The organism is Streptomyces sp. NPDC079167, assembly GCF_040686735.1.
Classification (GTDB): Bacteria; Actinomycetota; Actinomycetes; order Streptomycetales; family Streptomycetaceae; genus Streptomyces.
Map to the genome: position 1 here is coordinate 375115 of NZ_JBFBLO010000004.1, position 22168 is coordinate 397282.

The 22168-nt window shown below is 67.4% G+C and carries 9 protein-coding genes; 3 read left to right on the top strand and 6 right to left on the bottom strand.

Features of this window, described 5'->3' with window-relative positions:
- Positions 1–9: 9 nt before the first annotated feature.
- Positions 10–693 carry a hypothetical protein gene (locus AB0P41_RS11620; RefSeq protein ID WP_365931487.1) on the top strand — a complete coding sequence of 228 codons (684 nt, stop codon included), beginning with the start codon at positions 10–12 and terminating at the stop codon, positions 691–693.
- Here AB0P41_RS11620 and AB0P41_RS11625 read toward each other — a convergent pair.
- On the bottom strand, positions 614–1138 hold the full coding sequence (locus AB0P41_RS11625; RefSeq protein ID WP_365931489.1) for a hypothetical protein: 525 nt from the start codon (positions 1136–1138) through the stop codon (positions 614–616). The genes AB0P41_RS11620 and AB0P41_RS11625 overlap by 80 nt on opposite strands.
- Positions 1139–1229: 91 nt before the next feature.
- On the opposite strand from AB0P41_RS11625, the gene AB0P41_RS11630 reads away from it, so the two are divergent.
- Complete coding sequence (locus tag AB0P41_RS11630) at positions 1230–2207, top strand: RNAseH domain-containing protein (RefSeq protein WP_365931491.1); 978 nt, start codon at positions 1230–1232, stop codon at positions 2205–2207.
- A 114-nt stretch (positions 2208–2321) separates the two neighbouring features.
- Positions 2322–2672, top strand: a complete 351-nt coding sequence (locus tag AB0P41_RS11635; protein ID WP_266622009.1) for a hypothetical protein — start codon at positions 2322–2324, stop codon at positions 2670–2672.
- A gap of 463 nt (positions 2673–3135) precedes the next feature.
- On the opposite strand, the gene AB0P41_RS11640 is transcribed toward AB0P41_RS11635, so the two are convergent.
- The 5 genes from AB0P41_RS11640 to AB0P41_RS11660 form a co-directional block, all read right to left on the bottom strand.
- Positions 3136–3558: a hypothetical protein gene (locus AB0P41_RS11640; RefSeq protein WP_365931492.1), complete on the bottom strand. Its 423-nt coding sequence runs from the start codon at positions 3556–3558 to the stop codon at positions 3136–3138.
- 591 nt (positions 3559–4149) lie between these two features.
- Entirely contained in the window at positions 4150–6474 is a 2325-nt protein-coding gene (locus tag AB0P41_RS11645; RefSeq protein ID WP_365931494.1) for a UvrD-helicase domain-containing protein, read from the bottom strand.
- On the bottom strand, positions 6474–13322 hold the full coding sequence (locus AB0P41_RS11650; protein WP_365931496.1) for a DEAD/DEAH box helicase: 6849 nt from the start codon (positions 13320–13322) through the stop codon (positions 6474–6476). Before AB0P41_RS11650 ends, AB0P41_RS11645 begins: the two co-directional genes overlap by 1 nt.
- Positions 13319–19003 (bottom strand): hypothetical protein, encoded by a 5685-nt coding sequence (locus AB0P41_RS11655; protein ID WP_365931498.1) that lies wholly within the window; start codon positions 19001–19003, stop codon positions 13319–13321. The genes AB0P41_RS11650 and AB0P41_RS11655 overlap by 4 nt, the downstream gene beginning before the upstream one ends.
- Entirely contained in the window at positions 19003–22167 is a 3165-nt protein-coding gene (locus tag AB0P41_RS11660; RefSeq protein ID WP_365931500.1) for a DEAD/DEAH box helicase, read from the bottom strand. Before AB0P41_RS11660 ends, AB0P41_RS11655 begins: the two co-directional genes overlap by 1 nt.
- Between the last annotated feature and the right edge of the window lies 1 nt (position 22168).

The window sequence follows — 22168 nt, forward strand, 5'->3', positions numbered from 1 at the left end:
TGAGGTCAAATGAACAAGTTGTTTTCGGTTGCGAGCGGAGGAATCTCTGACAGCTTGCCGAAGGGTGGCCCCATTTTTGGAGGTGCTGCGGGCCACCTTGAGATACTGCTGACCGAGATGAACGGGTTCTATGCCTTCGAGTCGGCGCTCCACGTGTTTCCTTCGGGTGAACCGGGGCTGCCGGGGCGTTCGCTGGAGGAGTGGAATTCAAACTTGCTGTGGCGGGAAAGCTACGGCCATTTGATGCCGGAAATGCTCTTCTTTGCGGAGGATGTTTTTGGCGGTCAATTTGCTGTGGCGCGAGACAATGCCGTCTACTTCTTTAATCCCGAGACGGCTGCTCTTTCGAAGTTCTCAAAGGATGTTGCAAGTTGGGGCGACGATGTTATCGCGGACTGGAACTATGCCACCGGGTATTCAGTGGGACATGAATGGCAGGCCCAGAATGGATCGCTGCCTCCTGGGCATCGGCTCGTACCCAGGATTCCATTTTCTGTTGGCGGCGAATTTTCCCCTGCTAACATGATTCCGGTCGAGGCTGTTGCGGCGCTGAAATATTGGGGTGGTTTCGCGCTTGCGATCTCGAGGTCGCAAGACGGTGATCAATTTAAATTTAACCCGGAAGTGATCGAGAAGTTGAGATGCGGGATATGGTCGCCTGGGGGAGAATCGGTTTGTCGCTGTTTCGTGTGAATTTTGTCAGCCGTGTACTGTAGCGGCCGCAACTCCGCACCCTCGTGAGCAGTGCTGCCTTGAAGGTCCGTAGAGCGGACGCGTCGATCTCACGCAGGGCGTAGTCGCCCACCAACGGGATGATGTGGTTCCAGATGCGGCTGCGCATCGGGTCCGCCGTCGAGGGTTCGTCGGAGCGGCCCGCCCACCAGTACTCGGCGATGTAGTCGGCGAGAAGTATCTCGCCCTTGCGGGGATCGACGAACTCACCACGGCTGGAGTCCGTCTTGGCGCTGGCGAGCCACTGCTTCGCGTCCTCGCTGGTGTGGAACGACCGGTCCTGGATGCCGGGAATCCCCTTCACTCGGTAGCGCTTCCCGGTGCCGTAGATCGCGGTCCGCTCCCGCTTCCCGGTCAGCTTGTCGGGGCGCTTCTTCAGCCATCGGTCTTCTATGTAACCCGCCATGACGGGGCCCTCCAGTGGCGCGTGATCATGAGCTGGTCGGTGTTAGGCCGTGTGTCGAAAGTGGATCTTGGGTGATGAATGATTCCAGGTCATGGGGCATGTACGCCAGCAGAACCGGCGGAAGGGGGAGAACGGGCCCCCCAAGGTCGTGATCACAGCATCAGCACTCATCCCGCCAGCCCAAGTCGGCGGAGCGTGGAGCATGCTCGGGTGGAGCTCCACCCGACCCCAGTGGCAGCCCTACCGCAGCGCCCAGCCCGCCTTCCACGCCACGGCCTACCCCCAGGAGAACGGGGTCAAGAAGAGCCACCGGCAGCGCTGGGACGACGCAGCTGAGGCGGTTGAATTGGCCCTCGGAGATCTTGCCGAGGAGCTGGACGACGTCCCCTACACCGTCACCGTGGACGGCCTGGCCTGCCGCCGTATGTGGGAGGGATTGCAGAATATGAACCAGGGAGCCTCCCCGACTCCGCGCTTCAGCCGCTACTGGCTCCCAGGCAGCTCCCTGAGCAGCGACGAGAGGCCGCGTGCCGTGATCCGCATCAACATCGCGGACGAGGAGGTCCCGCCGCCTGTTAGCACCACGCGTGTACTGAAGGGACAGGCTGGAGTCACGACAGACGGCGAAACGACCCGGATGCTGTACCAAGTCGAGGTGGACTTCGGCGCACCCGTCTGGATTTTGTGCAACGTGCCGCGCGCGTACGACGGCGACGGCGCTGGCCGACTTGGCTCCAAGTACACCCGATGGGACGCTACGCGGTCCGTCCACTCAGAGAAGAAGGAGGAGCGCCGCAAGGGCGAGATGCCCCAGAACTGGTACTCCATGACCGCGACGGAGATCTACCCGCTGGCCTGCGCCGTAGGCGTCTCGGCGGAAGCTCTTGCCGTGGCCACCGCGAAACTTTGCCACCAGACCCTCTTCTGGTCAGACCGGGCCCGCTTCCCTGTGCCCCTGCACGCCGCCAGGCAAATGGACCTCGACCACCCGCAATACCGGCGTACCGCTCCTCCCGAAGAGAAGCCCGCCGCCGAGCCGGGTTCTGACGGCCAGGCACTCGAGCAGTAACGGGCGGGGAACAGTGGTCCACGGAGCAGCGGGCGGTCGGCGTTTCGCTAACTGGGCCAGTCAGGCGATACCTTCAGCAGCTCGGTGTCCAGTACGGGGAAGGGGAGGGGCAGCATGTCGAGGGGCAAGCAGATGTTGCGCGAGCTTGGCCACGCAGTACGAGAGGGGGCGAAGGAGGGGGCCGAGGAGAGCGCACGCGCCGCTTACTTCAGTGTGTACGATCGCGGCTTCAACGAGGCGGCCCAGACCTGCCTGGGTGTTCTGTCCGATGCCACGGAAGAGTTGTTGGCGAGGATGAAGTCCGGAAACCTGTCCAAGCAAGAACAGGCACTTTACGCGCGGCTGACTGAACTGACGGCTGAAATGGACGAACGTCTCAGGAACGCCTGCCAAGAAGAGCCGACAGGAGACGCCCTGTCGCAGCCGGCCGGCGCCCGACCCGGACAGCCAACAAGGCTGGCCTGAGGCCTAATTCTGAAGATCGGCCCCGTACGTCACGGCGTCTGGCACACCGGGTGATGCAGCCCTTGTTCCATGCGTTGCGCTCGCCGCCGTCCAGGTTGCTGGGAAGCGCGTCTGCGCACTCCCGCTGTCCCACGGAGGCGGGGGACCGGGTGTCGGGGCCGCCGCGGCGGGCGCACATGTCCTGCCGGGCGGCCACATTTCCGCCGGTCGTGCAGTACGTGAAGTTGGTGTCGAGGACGCGCGTCGCGTAGTCCGTCGCCATCTGCTCGCCGAACCGGTAGTCGTCCCAGTACCTCGCGGCCTTGTCCTCCTCGGTGGTGCAGTCGGCCAGCGCGAGAGCGGCGAGGGTGAGCGGAATGAAGGTGCGTCGCATGTGCTGGAGCATACGAGAAGTACCCCGCCCCCCGGCAGGGGGCGGGGTACCGGCCAGACCGCTGAGTCGCACTCGTCGGGTCAGGGCTCCTCACGCAGCCACTTCTTTGATTTCCGCGCGGACTTGCCGCAGCAGGTCCAGCACCTGGTCCATTACGCCCTTGGAGTCCTGGGTGCGGTCGATCTCGCTGAGGACGATCTCCCAGATCTCCCGCCCGCCCGCTGTCTTCTCCTCGTAGTAGGCATTGCGGGCGCCCTCGCGGATCGGGTCCTCGGTGAAGGTGGCGTAGATGCCAAGGAACTGGCGCACCATGAGCCCGCTGGTCTGCCGCGGGTCGTAGACGATGTGGTGGCCGTCGCTGTCGAGCCTGTGAGTGAAGTACTCATCCGGGCCGAGCGAGGCGTGTTCGATGTGGAGATGCTGGTTGCCTTGCCCGTCGGACAGCTGTCCGAGATGGTCGCACATGCGGTTACGGAAGGCGTCGAAGCCGGCGCGCGTGGTCAACGTCGTCATACCGTCATCGGCTTGCTGAGGAGGTTGGTCTGACAGGGCTGCTGCGGGGACGGGTTGGAGCCGGGTGGTTGGGCCGGTGCTACCGAGAGGATGGGTGGTGTGGTCCTCCGGACCGCCGTTGTCGGTGGCCGTCGGTAAGCCTTCCATGCTCTTTCTCCTTCATTACGGGAGTCGGGTTATGGCCTTACTTCCGATGTTGCACCCACCGGCCAAGGCCTCTTGCCTTGGTGATACGCGTCTTGTGCAAACCGGGGCAAGAGCGCTCTCCCGTTCGAGGGGTCCGGGTTCGGTTTCGGACCAGTTCGCGGTAGGCGGTGCGTAGAATGCGCCGCTTCGGTTGGCGGGTGACTGCCCGAGCAAGTCTCGCCGGGCGGTGCCGGTGCGGAACTGCGGGGTTCTCGCCCAAGCCGCCCGCAACCGACCAACCAGACGGAGCGCGACGCAGAGGGACGGCTGGGGCATTGGCTCGTAGACCCAGCTGACTCGTCCCGCCAACGACCTCTCGGTTCAGCATCACGCGAAGCAGAGCCTTGTAGGACGGTCATGAGGCACAACCTTTGTGCCTCCCGCCGGACAGGCCTTCGTCTTTCACTAGCGGGAGATATAGGGGCTCGGTACCCCGTGCCAGCTGATGCGGAGTGTGTCGCGGGCGCGGGTGGCGGCGACGAAGAGGAGGGAGCGGGCCTTGCGTTCCTCGCGGGCGTAGCGCTGGGGGTCGGATTCGCGGTAGCGGTCGATGACTGCGGTGCGGGGAATGACACCGTCGCGGGCGCCGACGATGGCGAGCTTCTGGTATTCGAGGCCCTTGAAGCGGTGCATGGTGCCGACGTGGACTTCGCCGTCGCCCTTGACGCCGTCCTTGGTGAGTTCGGCTACGGTGATGCCGGCCTCGGTGGCGAGGTAGTACATGACCTGATTGACGGAGTCACGGTCGGCGACGCAGACGGCGATATTGCCGCGGGGGTCGCGGCGCGGGTTGTTGCCACCGTCGCCAGAGGTGAGTTCCTCGCGCCAGGCGTGGAGAGTGGCGGCTAGTTGGGTGAGTTCGTCGTCCCAGGTGTCGCAGGGGGCGAGTTCGGGGACGGGCCCGCGAAGGACGGAGCGGTAGCCGGCGAGGGTGTCGGTGCCGTCGTCGAGGTCGTCGTAGGCGGGGGCGTTGCCCGTGCCGTCGACGACCTGCATCGCGCGGGCGAGGATCTCCTTGGTCGTGCGGTAGCTGAGGGTGAGGCGGGAGGAGCGGCCCCGGATGTTGACGCCGACGGTGCCGAGTGTGACCTGCTGGTCGTAGATGCGCTGGTAGGTGTCGCCGGCGATGAACATGTCGTCGGGGCCGGGGGCGACCATGGCGCGGAGCATCTTCCAGTGAGCGGGGCGCAGATCTTGGGCCTCATCGACGACGACGTGCTGGTAGCGGTGGGCGATGTAGCGCATGCCGGAGCTGTCGTCTCGGTGGATGAGGTCCTTGCCGCCGACCTCGTCCTTACGGTCCTGCCTGGCCTTGATCTTGGCGGCGCGTTCCATCTCGAAGCGGGCCGCGCGTTCGGCGGCCTGGCCCCAGGTTTCTCGGTTCTCCTTGTCGAGGCGGGCGGTGAACTGCTCGAGGATCTTCCAGATCTGGGCGCGTTCGGGGCGGCTGACGGACCGGCCGCGGCCTGCGCGGCGGGCGTCGAAGTACGCCTTGCGGTTGCCGAGCGACTGGCCGAGGATCACCTGTTCCCATTCCTCGTAGAGGAACTCGGGCTCCCAGCGCTTCTCGTCGAGTTCGAACAGGAGGTGCTGGAGGATGCCGATCGCGACGCTGTCGTAGATGCGCTGCTTGCCGGTGCCGCTGAGTGAGTTCTCGTTGAGGACGCGGGCCGCGAGTTTGTCGATGTTGGTGATTTCGACGCGGGCGACGAGGTCGGGCTCGAGGAGGGAGGAGAGGCGCGCGCGGAGGTCGACGGTGAGGTTGGTGGTGAAGGTGGTGAGCAGGATGGGCTTGTTGTGGCCGGGAGGGAGCTGCTGGGCCAGGTGCTTGACCCGGTGGAGGGCGACGATCGTCTTGCCGGTTCCGGGGCCGCCTGAGACCCGGGCGGGACCGTTGTAACGGCGGTCGACGAGCTTGGCCTGGGCAGGGTGGAGGAAGACCTTCCAGGCCCGGAAGTCGCCTTCCTCCAGTACGACGCGGAGGTCGTCGTCGATGGTGGTGACGGTGGTGCGGGCCAGTGCCGCGCCGAGGTCGTCACGTTCGGTGTCGGCGAGTTTGACCTCGACGGGGGCCGTGATCTCGCGTCGGACCTCGTCGATGGACATCCCGGCGGCCAGGCCGTAGAGGAGGTCCTTGGTCAGGAGCGGAGCGCCGGAAACCAACTGGTCGAGCTCGCCGCTCTCGGTGACGGCGAGTACGAGGTCGATGAGCTGTGCGGCGACACCGAGCGACCGCAGGTCCTCGCTGGTGATCCCGGAGAGGAGCGGTGCGGCGGGCTCTACGGCGACCGACTCGTGAACCTCGGGGGTCGGCGCCTGCTGGAGCTCGGCCTCGGGCGCCGGGTCGACCGGGGTGAGGGTGACGCCGGCGCGCTGTAGCACGCTCTGCCCGACGACGGACAGGTCGACGAACTCGATCTCACCGGTGACGCGGTTGATCGTGACGGAGAGTTCTTCGTAGACGTGCTTGCGGTGGCGTACCGCGACGACGAGCCACCGCTCCTGGCCATGCTCGTCCACGCCGGCCTTGGCGAGGAGGGCGCGGTAGGACTGGTCGATCTTGGCGCGGAAGACCCGTCCGTCACCCTTGAGGGGCTTGAGGTCGAGGCCGGGGTGGTCGGGGTTCTGCCGGAATCGGTGGCAGAAGTCGTAGAACTTGCCCTTGACCGAGCGGTCGAGCTTGTACAGCTCGTGTTCGGCCTTTTCGTACAGGCTGAGCCGGGCGGTCATCAGGAGTGGGAGCCTTCCGTGTCGGGGAGGAGTGTCAGGAGGGTGTCGAGGTGGTCGAGCCAGTCGGTGGCGGTACGTACGGTCCAGCCGTCGGCGGCATAGGCCTCGTCGCGTTTGCGGCGCTCTTCTTCGGCTTGTGATCCGTGTGTGTCCGGCGCCACGACGACGGCGATCTTGATTTGGGAGTCGTCCCAGGCGAAGTCCGTCTGCCAGCCGCGTTCGCCCAGTTCGTAACCGAAGACAGGCGCCTTCTTGCCCTTGGCGGCGATCTTCTTGGCCAGTCGGGTGAGGTCGGATTCCGGTTCGTCCTCTTCCAGGAGCTCGAGGATGTCCTCGTCCCAGGCCCGGTCCCGCAGGACGCCGGCGACCACCTTCTCTAGGGAGGATTCCTCCGTCGATTCGGCGTCGGCCGCACCGGCGAGTACCGCGGTGCGGCTGTCCACCACCGAACTCACCTCGTTGGCAGCCGGGTTCCGCTGGACGATCAGCGATTCGAGCTCGCCGACGCCGCCGCCGATGGTGAGGACCTCCACCGGGTAGTCGGCGGCCTGGCTGCTCGCGAGCTGGATGCCGTCGCCGCCGGCGAAGGCCAGGAACTGCAGCAGGTTCGACCAGTACAGCCAGGACCGCCACATCAGCTTGTGTTCGGCGGTGCCAAGGTTCTCGGTGCGGTCGTCGAGTACGGCGATGGCACTCCAACCCGGCTCCTGGCCGGAGGTGTCCACGGTGTAGATCAGCGGCAGCCCGTTCTCGTCCACGGCGTGCAGGACGAGGATCCCTCCGTCGCCTTCCCCGGCTTCCGGCCCCAGCGTCTTACCGCGGCCGAGGGCGGTGAGGGCGGCCCGTACGGCTTCGCGTGCTTGGCCCCGGTCGGCCTGCTGTACGAGTGGCTCCGGCGTGCACATCAGCCCGCCGACCAGCGCCTTGGCCCGCCGCCCCCATGCAGTACGGGAGGGCTGGCGCAGGTAGGCGAGGAGCGTGTCGATGGGATTGGCGAACACAGTGGCCGAGTAGTGGGCGCGGTCGCCGCCCAGCTCCTCGTACCACTCCTTGGCGGTGTCCTGGCCGATGCGCCGGTAGGGCGGCCACACCGGCTGCGCCTTGGCGGCGTCGCCCTTTTCGAAGAGCTCCAGGTCGTCCCAGGTGATCTGGAAGACGATGTGCCCGTCGGCCCGCAGCTGGTTGCGCTTGGTGCAGTCGGGCGCGATCCGGTTGTGCTTGCGGCTGGCGTGGTACCTGTGGCCGTCGAGGTAGACGGTGACGAGCCGGCGGGGGCCGTCGGTGGATTCAAAGGTGAAGTCGGTGCGGGTGTGCTCCATGCTGCGCTGGGCGGTGAGCCGCCAGCCGGTCGAGCGTACGGACCCGGTGTCGGCAGCCTCTCCCGCAGTGGCCGTGGGACCGGTGAAGCGGAGGTATCCGCTGTTCGTTCCACTCTCGTCGAGTGCGGCGTCGTCCTGGTTCTCGCTCCACTTGCGCAGGGCGGCCAGGAAGCGGGCCTCCAGGTCGGACTCGACCTGCTTGTCCAGGCCGATCAGTTCGGTGGACGCCACCTTGGTGACCGCCCACCCGTCGACAGGGTCACCGTCGGCGTCGCGCAGCGGCTCGCCGTTCTCGTCGACCGGGCCGAGGAGGTCACCGAGGATCTCCAGGGCCTCGTGGCGTGAGACGACGTCCTGGTGGCGTTCCTCGGTGTAGCGGTGCAGACAGCGGTGGCAGGCCCGCAGGCCCTCGTCCTGACAGGAGCATTCGAGGAGCGCGGCACGGGCCTTGAGGAGCATTTCCTTGAAGTCGCCGGGGTCGGTCAGCCGGTCCAGATATCCGGTGCCGCCGGGGAGCCGGTCGAAGAGCACCAGGAAGTGGCGCTTCTCGCCGGTGGCCTGGTCGGGCATACGGGCCAGCGTGGTGTCCAGGTGCGCGGGGTCGCCGCCGAACTGCCGGTCGACGCCGAGCCGCAGTGCGGCCTTGAAGGAGTAGATCTTCTCCTCGACGAGCACGGTGGTCGCCGGAAGGAGCACCCGCAGCGCCTCGGTGTTCAGCTGGTGGGCGAGGAGCACCGGCTGCTGGGGCACGGTAGCGGCCTTCTTTCCACGCCGCAGCGGGCACCACGGCTGGTGGTGCTTGACCTTCGGGTTGCGGGCGGCCGAGGAGTCCAAGGCGTCGGTGGCGTGATCGAAGACCGGTTTGCCGTCGGCGGTCGCCGCCCCGCACGCGGTACACACGTGGAACGGGGCCATGCGGACGTCCTGCCCGGCGAGTTCGTCCTCGGTCTGGCTGTCGAACCGCATCGGGCCGACGTTGATGCGGCGAATCACCGCCTTGCGGCAGTAGTCGACGCCGAAGGTGTGGTGGACGTGCCGCCAGGACGCGCCGTGCTTGATCTCCTCGCGGGGGATGTCCACCGCGTCGATGACGGTGTAGTAGCGCTGTTCCCGGTCGTCCTTGTCGTCGCCGATACGGGCGTCCTCGCGTTTGTCGCGGGAGGTGACGGTCGTGGGCTCGATGACCTGGTGCAGGCAGGAACCGTCGTCCGCGATCCCGGTGCTGCCGCAGCGCGGGCATGGCGAGCGGTCGTCCTTGGCGTCTTCGGTGCGGACGTAGCCGCACTCCTGGCAGAACCGCCAGGCCTTCCAGTCCGGCTGAGAGGGGCTGCCGATGTCGATGCCGGTGATCTCGTGCTTGTAGCCGTTGACGTAGAACGTGTTGCCGGGAGCGAGTTCGGACAGGGCGTAGCGCCGGGGCCGGTCGTAGGAGCGGATCTTGGAGTCGAAGCGGTCCCGGCCGGTGTTCGGATCCATACCGTCGACCCAGTACAGCGTCGCGTTGAGGGTGGTGACGGAGTCGATGAGCGCGTAGTTCGGCAGCAGTCCGAGATCACACAGGGCCTGCTGGGCGGTGATGAGCCCGAGCTTGCTCAAGCGCTTTCCGAGCGCCCGGTGTTCGGCGTCGAGTTCGGCCTTACGGTCGCGCTGTTCGTCCTCGGTGTCGTGGAGTTCGTCGCGGGCCTCCGCGATGTACCGCAGTCGCCGCCGCAGCACCTCCTCGGCGTGGAGCCACTGTCGCTCGGCCCGCTCCACCGCGCTGCGCAGCCCGCGCCCGGCGAACGCCCGCAGGTCGTCGGCGGCCTGTTCGTTGACGCCGACGGGAAATAGGTCCAGGAACCCCTCGACCAGGTTCGAGGCGTCCGCGAGCGCCGCTTCGACGAGATCGGCGAGGTATCCGGACGGGCCGAAGAGGGCCGGAGCGTCCCGTACGACTGCGGGCAGCGGACGGCCGTCAGTGCGCGACAGCCGGCCCCGCGCGGCGAGGTCGAGGAGGTGCGCGAGGTACTGGCGGCGCAGGATCTCGATGGCCGACAGGTGACTGCCCGGCGGCACGATCTGCCCGGCGATCATCTCGCGCGGCTGCTCCAGGTAGTACAGGTCTCGGCGGCTGCGGTCGGGGATGGTCAGCAGGAACGCGTTTCCGGTACGGCGCCCGGCCCGGCCCACCTGCTGGGCGTAGTTGGCAGCGCGCCTCGGCAGCGCGGCGAGCACGACGGCCGACAGGTCGCCGATGTCGATGCCCATTTCAAGCGTCGGCGTACATGACAGCACGTTGGGATCCTTGAACCCGCTGCCGTCCTTGAACGCCGCCTCGACCCGCTCCCGCTCCGGCCGGGTCAGCATGCCCGTGTGCTCAGCCGTGATGACCTGGTACGTGCCCGCCTTCCGGTACAGCCTGCGGTAGTAGTCCTCGCGGTAGTTACGGTCCCGCTGGTGCTTGCCGAGCCCCTCGGGCCGGTCGCCCGCGACGAGATGGCCGGTGCGGCAGCGGTAGGACGGGCAGCGCTGCCCGTCCCACTGCGCGAGCAGGCCGGGGTGGACGGTCTGCTCCCAGAAGCAGTCCGGGCAGCGGACAAACGCCTCGTTCACCTCGGCGTCCTTCAACAGCTGTACGTCGATCGCGCCCGGCTTCAGACCATAGACGCGCAGGCTGCTGTCGGTCGGAGTGCGCACCGAGAGCAGGCCAGCCTCGACCAGCGCGGGCAGCAGCCGCGACCAGAACTCCGCGGCCTGCTCTCGCGGCAGCCCGAGCGTGCGCTGTGCCCACCGCTCGTACCAGGAGAGACGGCCGGTCGCGAAGTCGAACTCGCTCCTCGTCTTGGGGGCGCTGAGCAGAAACACCGGGGCTGCGATGCCCTTGGGGAAGGCGCGCATACCGGGAGGCCGCTTGCCCCAGATGAAGTACCGGCTGGTTCCGGCCTCCGAGAGGTACCCCTCCAGCCACTTGTGACCGATCGCGCCACGGGTCCGCAGCCGCTCCAGGAAGATCCGCAGGAACCCGAGGTAGCGGGCGTCGTCCTGCTCGATGACCGGCAGCCCGCCGCCGTGCCCGTACGGCTCGGTGTGCGCGGCTTTGACCAGGGCGATCGCGGCGGCGGGGTCCTCGATGCGCACGTGGGCGGCGGCGGTGCGGGTGAGTTCCAGGGTGCGGCCGTTGCGGGAGCGGAAGCCGAACTCCATCAGCGCCTCGAAAGCGAAGCGCTCGCCGATCAGCTCCCAGGTCTTCCTGTCCCCGCCTCGTCCCTGACCGGACAGGAGCCGCTTGACGCCCTTGAAGTCGTGCAGGTCGGTGGGGACGACGGCGGCAAGGGTCTCGCGGTCGGTGGTCGCCGCGACCACGTCGGCGATCAGATCGTGCAGCGCTGTCGGCGTCTCCTCCGACAGGTGCTTCTTGAACAGTGCGCGCAAGGAGAAGGTGTACGAACGGCTGGCCACGAATCCGGCCCGGTGTGCGGCATCCTGCACCGAGTCGTTGAACATCAGGGTCTTGTCCTCACCCTGCGCCCTGTCCATCTCGCCGCCGGTGAACAGCTGGGTGACCGAGGCCGCGGCGAGGGCGGCGGCACCGGTGCCGAGGAAGCGGATCGCGTTGTGCGAGCCGCAGGCCGGGCACCAGTCGTCCTCTGCGGCGGTGGTCGCTGTGTCCCCGAGGTAGACGAGGACGAAGGCCGAGTCGGAGCCCGCCAGCCGGGGCGCGCCGGTCTCCTGGTCGTAGTCCTCGACCGGATCGGGCAACCGCAGGCGGCGCTTCGGCCCGTCCAGTACACGCAACTGCCCGGCGTTGGTGGCCGCGAGAGCGCTGCTGCCCCGGCCTGCACTGCGCCCGGCCTCGTCCATCAGGGCGGCACCGGAGCCCTCCTGGGCCTCCTTCTCGGTGGCCGCTATCAGGTTGCGGACCCGCATCTTGTCCTGGCTGACCGAGGCACGCCGGATCTTGTGCGTGTCGACCTGTACGTCCGCGTCGTCGGTCTCCGGGGAGAACACCGCCCAGCCCGAACGGCCGCAGTCACGGCAGTAGACAGCTGGCAGAAACAGGTTCGCGGCCGCGCCCGCGGTCGCCGTCGTCACCGGGGCGGTACGGGCCGGCTGCTCGCCCGAGTGGTGGGCGGAACCGGCCGAGTCCCACTGGAACTCGGCCTTGGGCCACGGCAGCACACCGCGCACGACCCGCGACACCGACCGCGACCACTGATGCACTTCGACCTGCACGAAGGGCCGCGGCCGCTCGGGCGTGGAGGCCGGATCACGAGCCACCGAGAGCAGCGCCAGGAGCCGGGCGAGGGCGGACGCCGCCACCTCCGGCTGCCGGGTGATCGCCTGCCCCCAGGAGAACGCGCCCCGCCGCCACATCAGGTCCAGCACCTCGGGCACGGTCCGCACCTGCCCGTCCAGAGCGTGCATCACCGCCGAGGTCAGCATGTGCTTCTTCAGCAGGCCACCGAGCACGTGCGGGTCGGTCTCGCGGGTGCCGGTGACGGCTTCGACGAGCGCGAGGAACTCCTCCTCGCCCAGTGAGGGGTCAGGGAGGGTGGCCAGCTCGTCCGGGACCGGGATCGGGAGCATCGGATCGAAGCCGGAAGGCGGCACGAACTCGTCCACCGTCTGCCGGTGCTCCCCGATGATCGAGGACGCGTCGAACTCCGTACCGAATACCTGCGTCGCGACGTCGAGCAGCTGGCGGACCCCGCCCTGGTCCGTACTGTCGGAGGCGAGCGTTGCCGAGGTCGCCACCGGGCAGATCCGCCCCAGCGGACGGCCCTTCTCCGCCACCCCGACCGCCGAGGCGAGGCGGCGCAGGAGCATCGCAACGTCCGTGCCCTGCGCACCGTCGTAGGTGTGGAACTCGTCCACGACCACGTACCGGATATCCGCGTCCGCCCACAGCGGTGCGTCCTGCGCCCGCTGGAGCAGCAGGTCCAGCATCTTGTAGTTCGTGATCAGGATGTCGGGCGGCGAGATCTGCATGTCCGACCGGCGCGTGTACACCCGATCGTAGTGCGTCGCCGCCTTATCGCCGATGTAGAGACCGGCCCGTACCTTCTTCAACGCATCGTGCTCACACAGGAGCTCGTTGATGCGCTGGGCCTGGTCGGTGGCGAGCGCGTTCATCGGGTAGAGGAGTACGGCCCTGACCCCGGCCCGGCCGGCCGCCCGCTCACGCGCACAGTGGTCGAGTACGGGATAGAGGAACGACTCCGTCTTGCCGGAGCCGGTACCGGTCGTCACCAGCGTGGGCTTCGGCGTACGCCCGCCTGCCGAGGACAGTCGCTCGAAGGCCTTCGCCTGGTGCGCGTACGGTGTCCAGCCGTCGGTTCGTCGCCAGTCCAGATACCTGGTCCATGACGCGTCGGCTGAAACGAAGGGCGTACGGAGGCGAAGAAATGGCCCCCGGAACATCCCGGAGTTCTCGTCCCCCAGGAACCGGTGCAACGCCTGCCGCGCGCCCTCGTCGGTCAGCGCGTACGTGGTGGACAGGTACTGCAGCAGGCTCTCCTTGAGCCCCTGCGCCTCGAGCGTCGGCCTCACGGCTTGGGTACCTCCTGCGTGACCGGGTCCCACTTACCGGCCTCGACGGCGGCGTCGAGACGCTTCTGGAAGTAGGCGTGGGCCTCGCGCATCTCGGTCTCGCGGTCGGCCTTGTAGAAGGGGGCGGTGTAGCCGTCGGGGACGGGGGTTTCGGGGGCGGGGTTGTTGGCGGGGTCGGCTTGGTGGGCCTTGAAGGCGGGGTCGGCCATGTACGCCTCGAACTGCTTCCAGGTGTCCTTCGTCTGGCGCTGGCCAATCGTGCGGGCGTTACCGGCCAGCTTCGACCCTTCGGCGTCGAACCATGTCACCACCTCGTACTTCTGAAGTACCGGGAATCGCCCCCTGTAGGCGGCGATCAAGGCATCGGCATTCATGCCGAGCCATACCGCAACCAACGCATCGATTTCCACGAGCGCAGCGCGGCGGGCGTACTCGGTACGGAGGGGGGTGTCGCGTTGCCAGGTGGGGGTGACTGCGTGGAGTTCGGTCGTCATGTACGGCCAGGGCCGGGCCCAAGGCTCGTAGGCGGGCCAGGTGGAGTCGTGGAGCTCCTGCCAGAGGTCGGCGTAGGCGGTGGTGAGGCAGTTGAGGCGGAGGGTGCGGAGAAGGAGGGCCGGGGCCAGGGGATGGCGCTCTGTCGGGGCAGGCAAATTCCGAGCGTTGGCCACGTCCAAGTTCTTGATGTCGCTGGTTCGGACCAGATAATCGACTGCCAGCCCTGACCAGAATCCGGCGACGAGAGCAGTCTGCCGACACGAGCGAAATCCACCGCTCCGGACGCCATGGATGTGCGCAGGTCCTGGCGGAATCAACGCCCCGTAGAGGGCACGCTCGGTATCGGGTGCCACCATCTGGCGCCAAGCCACCCGGTAGAACGCGGTGTATGGCTTCGTCGCCCGAGAGATCAGCGCATCGTCCACTGCCTTCTTCGTGATCTCTTCCGGAGCGCACTTGTGCACCGTGGCAAGCCGCGCCCGCGTCTCCCTTGTCGTCTCCTCGGATCCCCACAGACGCGCCAGTTCCGCATGGTCCAGCCACCGGTCCTGAGCCTTGAGATATTCCGCGTCACGCCCATCAGCCACCACGTACGCGGTGTCTGGAATGTAACCGGCAGGCAACCGAACAAGATCAACCCCGTAGGGGTCGTTACTGTTGGCATCATGCCGCTTGAATGCGGGGGTGGCCACACCGAGCTGTGGCCCCTTGAGGATTACCTGCTTCCACTCATCAGGTTGGTACTCCTCGCCGGTCTTAGGATCGACACGGTTGTAGTCGATGAGATTGTCCTTCTTCGCGCCGCTCTCGTCATAGCCGCGTGAGATTTGCGGATTCAAGGTACCAAGTCGTAGCGGATAATCGGCGAGAGCTTCGATCGCCGAGATCTCCGCCGTACTCGCAGGGAACAGCAAGCGGCTCTGCTCTACCGGTCCGTTTTCCTCTCCAAGGAGACGTCGCCACACAGAAAGGGTGTCACTCGTCACGTGGATGACCCTGTCGCGGTGGGGACGCACATCGTAGGCGCCCCCTCGATAACGAATGCCGGGACCGTCACCCGAGCCATCCTGTTGCGAAGAGAGCCGAAGAGCGTCAACCGAAACCAGCCACGACAGATTTTCGAAATCGATCTCACCCGGCGAAGCGTAGATATGCACCCCGAAGTGCGTCGACTCGCCCACTGGCTTGGGGAAGAAGCGGTGACCGGGATTGAAGAAGTCGCCGTGTATGCGCAGGCGGCGGTATGCAGCCTCGCGCAGTGCGCCTTCCTTGTCGCCCGTGAAGTGGGAGTCCGGGTGCACCAGCCCCGTGGCCCCAGCGGTCGAGGCATGGGCCCATACCTGGCACATGAAAGCTCGATACAGATCCGGCTGACTGCCCGAGACCAGCGGGTAGGTATGCGGTGCCGCCAGGTAGCTGGCCGTGGTTGCGGTCGAGGTCACCTCTCCCAGCGTGTACGCGGCCACCTGCATCTTTGCGAGCTCGGCCGTCCTCCGGCGATCCTTCTCGGCGGCCTGGGGCTTTTCGGTCAGCATGAACCATGGGTCGGACTCAGCAAGAACTGGATTCTCTTTCCACTGGGGCCGTACCCACGGCGGGTTCCCCACCTGAAGGTCAAACCCTCCGCCTTCGGCGAAGACCAGCGCGAAGTCCAACTCCCAGTGCAGGAACCCTTGATCCTCCGCGATGTCGCGGACTGCACCCATCCAGGGGAAGCGCGCTTCGGGCTCCCACAGGTCCATGTCCATCTCGGTCTCGTCCTGGATGAGCTGCTCGTACTCGCTGAGCTCCTCCAGGGTGTTGAGGGACCCGATGAGCGATCCGGCGTCCGGGACCGGTCCACGGCCGAGCATGGCTTCCAGGAAGTCCAGCCAGTCGTCGAGGTCCTTCAGTGCGATCAGCGGGCGGCGAGTGGGGTGGGAGAGATCAAGGGCGGGCTGCTTCCTGGTCTTCACCGTCGATTTCGACGGGCCGACCTCCTTGACCTCCACGTGGACCACACCATTGGAGGACGCCTCGATGTCGGACATCGAGATCTGGTCGCCCTCCATGGCGAAGAGCATGGTGTTCTCCACGAAGCGCGGCGCGCTCGTGGGCATGGGCGGGGACGGAGGCGGGGCCACCCCGGCCTCAGCCGCCGACGCGGCCTCGACGGGGGGCACTGCATCACCCAGCGGCACCACAGTCGCGGACATCGCCTCGATCAGGTCGCCGATACTGCCGGCGCCCTCACCCCCCACCACAGGCGCACCTGCATACGCGTCGTCCGTCCCGTCGAGCAGCCCCGCCTTGCTCACTGGCCAGAACCACAGCGCGCACCAAGCGTTCATGACGTGCTTGAGCCGCCAGTACGGGGTTCCCGCCGCGCGGAACAGGTCCGCGTACACCTTCTCCTTCGACATCCGGACGGCGGCGGCATCCGAACTGCCACCCCCGTCGCCCTCGGACCGCCGCAGGAAGGCGAACTCCTCGTCTTTCGTGTCAGCGCCCCACACGTCGATGCTGCGGGCGATCTCCCGCTCCGACAGCTCCATCCGCTTGACGACCAGCGACCACAGGAACTCCGCCCGCTGCGCCGCATCCCGCAGCCGCGTGTACTGCGAGGCCGCCTCGTCGCCGGACTTTCGGTCGAGGATCGGCTCGCCGGTCTTCTTGTTCAGCCGCCGTGCCGGCGTCTTCAGGATCCCCTTCTTCCACTCCGCGAGATCCTTCACCCCGACCTCGGCCAGCTGCACGAGCAGCTTCTTCGCGTCGCCGCTCGCCCCCGTGACCGCCGCCCACCCCGGTGTCGGCAGCAGGAACTGGTGTACCGCCCCGCCCGGCAGCGGCTGCTCGGCCCCGTCCTTCAGGAAGGGCAGCGGTTCCGGCGCGAGCGGTTTGGCGTTGAGCCAGGGGGCCTTGCCCTTCAGCGGAGCTACGTCGCCCGCCGCGTACACGGCCCGCCGCCCGCCGATCAGCGAGTTGCCGCGCCTCAGATGCAGCCCGAACCATGGGGCCCGCATTCCGGGATGCATGGTGTTCAGCCACATCGAGACCTCGGCCAGCTCGACGCCGGTCGCGTTGAGGTCGACCCCGTAAGCGTTGTGCAGGGCGATGTACGCCTTGGCCTTCTGCTTCTCCGTCAGCGCGTCGCCCGTCGGCACGGAGACACCCAGCTCGTCCTGCCGGCGCCGCAGGTACTCCTCGGCGACCTGGTTGATCGCCTCGTTGAGGAACGCACCCGAGCCCAGCGCGGGCTCACAGATCCGGTACTTGAGGAGCTCCGAGGCACGCGTCTTCACGACGTTTCCGTCAGCGTCCCGCTCTTGGTCGAGCCGGTGCTTGAGCGCCAGCTCGACGGTGACCTTCGTCAACGACTCGGGCGTGTAGTACGAGGCGGACGTTTCCCGGTCACGGCCGGCCAGGCGGTACACGAACCGGCCCGGCGGGTACTTCTTCGGGCCGCGCAGTCCCTTCACCGCGTCCCGGTCGTCGTACGTCACCCAGGTGTTCTCGGGGTACTCCTTGAGCCGCTTTGAGGGCACCAGCCAGGAGCCCTTCGCGGGGTCGCCTCCCTTGGCGACCTCGCACAGCTCTTCCTCGGCGATGATGCCGGTGTACGACATCAGCCCCTCGTACACGGCGCCCAGCTGGTTGATGCCGAGGTTGCGGTAGGAGATAAACCCGGCCCGGCCCCCGGCCCGTTCGGCCTTCTTCAGGGTCAACAGCCGCAGGACCTCGTGTAGGGCGCTGTTGCGCGGCCGCAGGTCCAGCCAGCGTGGTTCGTTGTCCTCGTCGCTGCGCGGGTCGTGGGTCTCGTTGCCGATGAGGCGGACGGACCCGCGCTCGAAGAGCTCGCTGCGCAGGGGCTCGAAGCGCAGTCCACGGTCCTCGCTCCGGTACTTCGCCTTGCGTCGCCGGGTGTCCTCGTCGTCGCCGGGCAGGTCGTCGTTCGGCTCGGTGCCATAGGGCCGGTAGCCGTTGTTGACCTTCTTGAAGAGGACGTCCAGCGAGGCGTGTAGATGGAATCCGTTACGAGCCGTCTCCTCGGTCAACAGTTCGTCGCGCTCCACCAGTTCACGCAGGCGCGCCATCGAGTAGCCGGCCTCGTAGGAGCCGTCGTCGGCGGGCAGGATGCCAAGTTCAGGGCGGGCCTCGGCATACAACAAGAACAAAATTCGATAGAGGTAGCGCAGCGACTCCCGGGTGAGTTGCCGGGCGAACGACAGGTCCGGGCGTTCGATGTCGCGCGGGTCGAGCCCGGAGTCCTCCAGGCGATCCAGGACCGCGTTGGCGATGATCTCGACGGACTTCTGGAGTCCTTCGCGAAGCTCCCCGGAGACGCCGACCGCGTTGTCGCGGGACGCCTTGACCAGCGCGTCGATGGCCGGCGGTTTGCCGTCCTCGGCCGGTGCGAGTACGTCGTAGCTGAACAGGCCCGCGATTGTGGCGAGTTCCCCGTGCTGGCGGCGATCGTTGCGCTCCAGGGCGGCGTCGAGGTTTGCGGAGAGGTGGCGGCCCTCCCCCCAGGCATGCCGGTCGGCGAGGACGATGACGCCGCCGCACAGGAGCAGTACGAACCGCGGGGCCGCGCCACCCTCCTCACCTAGCTCGCTCTGGAACAACCAGGTGGCGAGCGCCTGCCCGGTCTCGTAAGTCTCACCGCTGCCCGCCCGCAGCGGGTGGAGCAGGCGGCCGTACCCGTCCGCGTCAAGTGCCGTGTCGTTGCTCGCCGACCAGCCACAGTCCAGGGCTACGATGCCGTCGCTGTGCCAGGCCACGGTCACCTCGTGCTCGCGCCCGGCGCGGTGCACAGTCAGGGTCCGTGCGGTGGGTTCCGCTGAGACGGAGGGGAAGCCGAGCGCGGCGAGTACCTGCCGGTGCCAGTCCTGAACGCGCTCGCACCACTCCTCGTCCCCGTAGGTGTTGAGGCGGGCCTCGAAGGCCGTGGCGTGCGGATACTCGTCGTCTTGCTCGTCGGCCTTGGCCTGCTCGGCGAAGAAGCCGCGGTACTCCTCGTCCAGGTACGTCGAGCGCAGTGCCCGCACCGACTCGCGCGGCGTGGGGCGCGGGTCGTGCTCGTCGCTCTCCCGGTTGGCCCAGGTGGCGAAGACACCCTTCTTGAGGCCGTCGCTGAGCTGCTCGGCGAAGTAGAACGCGGACAGGTACTCGCCGCGGTTGGAGAAGGAGTCGAAGTCGGTACTCATCAGGCGATCGTCTCTCCGGCAACAGGCGCAGCGGATACATCGGTGACGCCAGCAGGCGGCGCGGACAGCGGTTCAAGGACACCGAGCAGGCGCAGCATCGGCGCTCCGGAGGTCCGCAGCGACCGGATCATGGACTTGCGACGGCTCGCCGTGAGGTTCACGTCCTGCTTGGCCTTCTGCGAGCGGGTGGAGGCGGCGAAGAGTGCGTCCTGCTGCCACTGGGCGACCCGCTTCTCGTACGGGGCGAGCACCGCGTCGATCGCCTCCTTGTACTCCGCCGCCCGGTCGGTGAGGAACACGGTCGCCGCGTCGACGGCCGCCGGCACCAGCGCCTGGAGCCCCTCCCGGTCGGCCGGGGTGGCGCGTCCGGGCATCTTCGGGCCGACGTTGCACGCGGCGAGCAAGGCGTCGTCGATCCGCAGGACCCGCGGCGCAGCGGGCAGGCCGACGATGGCCATCCACTCCACGACGGTGGGGCGGCCCACCGCATTGGAGTGGATGCCCTGGACCAGATACACGGGACCGGCCAGGTCGGCCGGCAGCCGCGCGTCCAACTTCCCGGCCGCTTCGAGATCGGGGGCGTAGGCGAGGACGAACGCCTGGTCGTGCCGCAGGGCGGCCAGGGCCTTGTCCGTCAGCCAGTCCAGGACGGGATGGACGTCCGACACGTAACTGACGTTGGGCCACTGGCTCTCGGTGGTCTCCCGGGCCACCTCCAGACGCTTGGCGGCGAGCCCCTTGTCGAAGGTGAGCCGCAGCCGGCCCTCCTTCTTCGAGGTCGGCAGGATGCCCTGGTCGGTCAGGTACGACTTGGGCAGCGACTTCAGCCGGTACACCAGGTCCGGCGGCGGTTCGAAGGCGATCGTACCGTCGTCCTCACGGCGTAGCTTGAGTACGTTCTCCGGCTTGTCGGGGAAGTACGTCTGACGCAATGCCTCGTCGAAGTAGGCGGCCGTGGAACCTGCGGCGCCGAACAGGCTCGGCACCGTGGCGACGGGCACGTCGTCGGTCGGCTTCTTGGCACCGACATTGCCCATCAGCCGGCCGAGCATCGCCTTCGCGCCGCCGCTGGACTTCTTGATGGACTCCTCAACCGTCCGCCCGGAGATCAAGTCCCGCGTCAGACGGTCCTCTTCCTCCTTTGCCCGGTAGATACCGGTGACGGCCTCCGCCGAGCCCTCGATCCGATGCGCCTCCTCCTCACGGGCCAGAAGCTTGGAGCCCACCAGGCGGTCGTCCAGATGCAGCGGCTCGCCCTTCTCATCCGTGCGCCACTCCACATCGCCGGTGAGGACCATGGCCCGGAACTGAGGGGCCATGCTCTGTCCGTAACGGTCGATACGGCCGTTGCGCTGCTCGATGCGGATCAGCGACCACGGAAGGTCGTAATGAATCAACTGGTGGCACTGCTGGTGCAGGTTGACGCCTTCGGAGGCGACATCGCCGGTGAACAGGATGCGGACCGGGTCGGTCTTCAACCCGAACTTGGAGACGATGTCCTTCTGCTCGTCCTCATTGCTGGCCTCGCCGTGCATGACCTGGACCGCGCCACCGTAGGCCAGCCAAGGCTTCGACTCCGCCACGGACTCCTCAAGCTTGGTCCCGGCCCGGAAACCGAGCCTGGCCGGGACCACTTCGGCGAGCCACTTCAAGGTGGGGATGCGCTCCGAGAAGACCACGACCCGCATGTCCGACCCTGGGCCCACCCCGATCTCTTTCAGCTCGCGCACCAGGGCTTCGAGCTTCGCGGAGTCGTCGTCGCTCATGTCGGCCGCAAGGCGCTCCAGCTCCACGATTGCCTCGCGCTCGATACGGCGCTCGGCCTCGCGGGCCGCGGGCTCCTGTCCCCTCCTGACCTTGAGGGGAGCCTCCAGGACCCTCCGCCGTGCCACGACCGAGTCCTGGAAGGCCCGGTGCGAGGACAGGAACGACTTCAGCAGGTTGTAGGCCACCATCGTGTCCGCACATACCGAGGAAGCGGCCGGATCCCGCGGTGTCCATCGTGCGGCGAGCTCCTCCAGGACCGCCCGCTCCTTCGCCCCGGCCTTACAGACCACCGGCCGGGACGGGCCGCGGTCGGCCCACTTGCCCTTGAGGGAGTCACGGACCTCGCGGTCGGTCTTGGTCCGCCGGATGTACAGGTGGCCGAGGTCCTTCACCTCGTACTCCGACGTGTTCGCGATCGCCGTCTTGTCCAGCATCCGGATCAGCTCGGCGAAGGACTCCGTCGCACCGTTGTGCGGAGTCGCGGAGGCAAGAATCAGCGCGTCCGTGTGCTCGGCCAAGGCGCGGGCGAGGTCGTTGTTCTTGGTGCCCCGGTTGACCAGGTTGTGCGACTCGTCGATGACCACCGCGTCCCAGTGGGAGTTCTCCAGGTGGTGGGCGTAGACGTCGCTCTTCAGGGTGTCCACGGAGATGATCGCGCGCTTGAAGTACGCGAACGGGTTGCGGCCGGCCGGGATGTCCCGCTGGATGCGCTGGATGCCGGTGGAGTCCAGGCGAACCAGCGGGATGGAGAAGCGGGTCCACAGCTCGCGCTGGAACTGCTCCAGGACGTGCGCCGGAGTGACCACCAGGATCCGCTCGCCGCGCCCGCGGCGGATGAGCTCGGCGAGCAGGATGCCGATCTCCAGGGTCTTGCCCAGCCCCACCACGTCGGCGATCAGGACCCGCGGCTGCGGGTTCTCCTTGGACAGGGCCAGCTCGGCGGGGCGCAGCTGGTGGGTCTGCTGGTCCATGAGGAAGTTGTCGGCCAGCGCGAGACCGTGCTCGGTCTGCGGGAGCGCGGTCTTGCGGATGACCGCTTCCAGGTAGAGGCGAGCCTTGCGGTGGTTCGGTGAGTCGTCCGGGACCAGAAGAGTCTTCTTCGGGTCGAGGGCCTCGATGTAGTCGAGCTTGTCGTAGAAGACGGCGTCGGTTCCGCGGACGAAGGAGGAGACGCCGGTGGCCTCGACCATCCAGTCCTCGTCACCCACCGGCGTGACGGTCTTGACCAGCCATTGCTCGTCGCGGACCCGGACCTGTGCACCTGGCGCGTACTTGGCCTGGCGGGTCAGGGAAGCGGCACCTGCGGGGCCGGGGACAGCGGAGTCCACGGCTTCATCCGCAGTGTCCTCCGTGTCGAACGCGCCCTGACCGTCGCCGGCCTCCGTCACGCTGGTCACG

Coding starts and splice junctions, on each gene's coding strand:
- AB0P41_RS11620 (WP_365931487.1), top strand. CDS start 10: ATGAACAAGTTGTTTTCGGTTGCGAGCGGAGGAATCTCTGACAGCTTG.
- AB0P41_RS11625 (WP_365931489.1), bottom strand. CDS start 1,138: ATGGCGGGTTACATAGAAGACCGATGGCTGAAGAAGCGCCCCGACAAG.
- AB0P41_RS11630 (WP_365931491.1), top strand. CDS start 1,230: ATGGGGCATGTACGCCAGCAGAACCGGCGGAAGGGGGAGAACGGGCCC.
- AB0P41_RS11635 (WP_266622009.1), top strand. CDS start 2,322: ATGTCGAGGGGCAAGCAGATGTTGCGCGAGCTTGGCCACGCAGTACGA.
- AB0P41_RS11640 (WP_365931492.1), bottom strand. CDS start 3,558: ATGACGACGTTGACCACGCGCGCCGGCTTCGACGCCTTCCGTAACCGC.
- AB0P41_RS11645 (WP_365931494.1), bottom strand. CDS start 6,474: ATGACCGCCCGGCTCAGCCTGTACGAAAAGGCCGAACACGAGCTGTAC.
- AB0P41_RS11655 (WP_365931498.1), bottom strand. CDS start 19,003: ATGAGTACCGACTTCGACTCCTTCTCCAACCGCGGCGAGTACCTGTCC.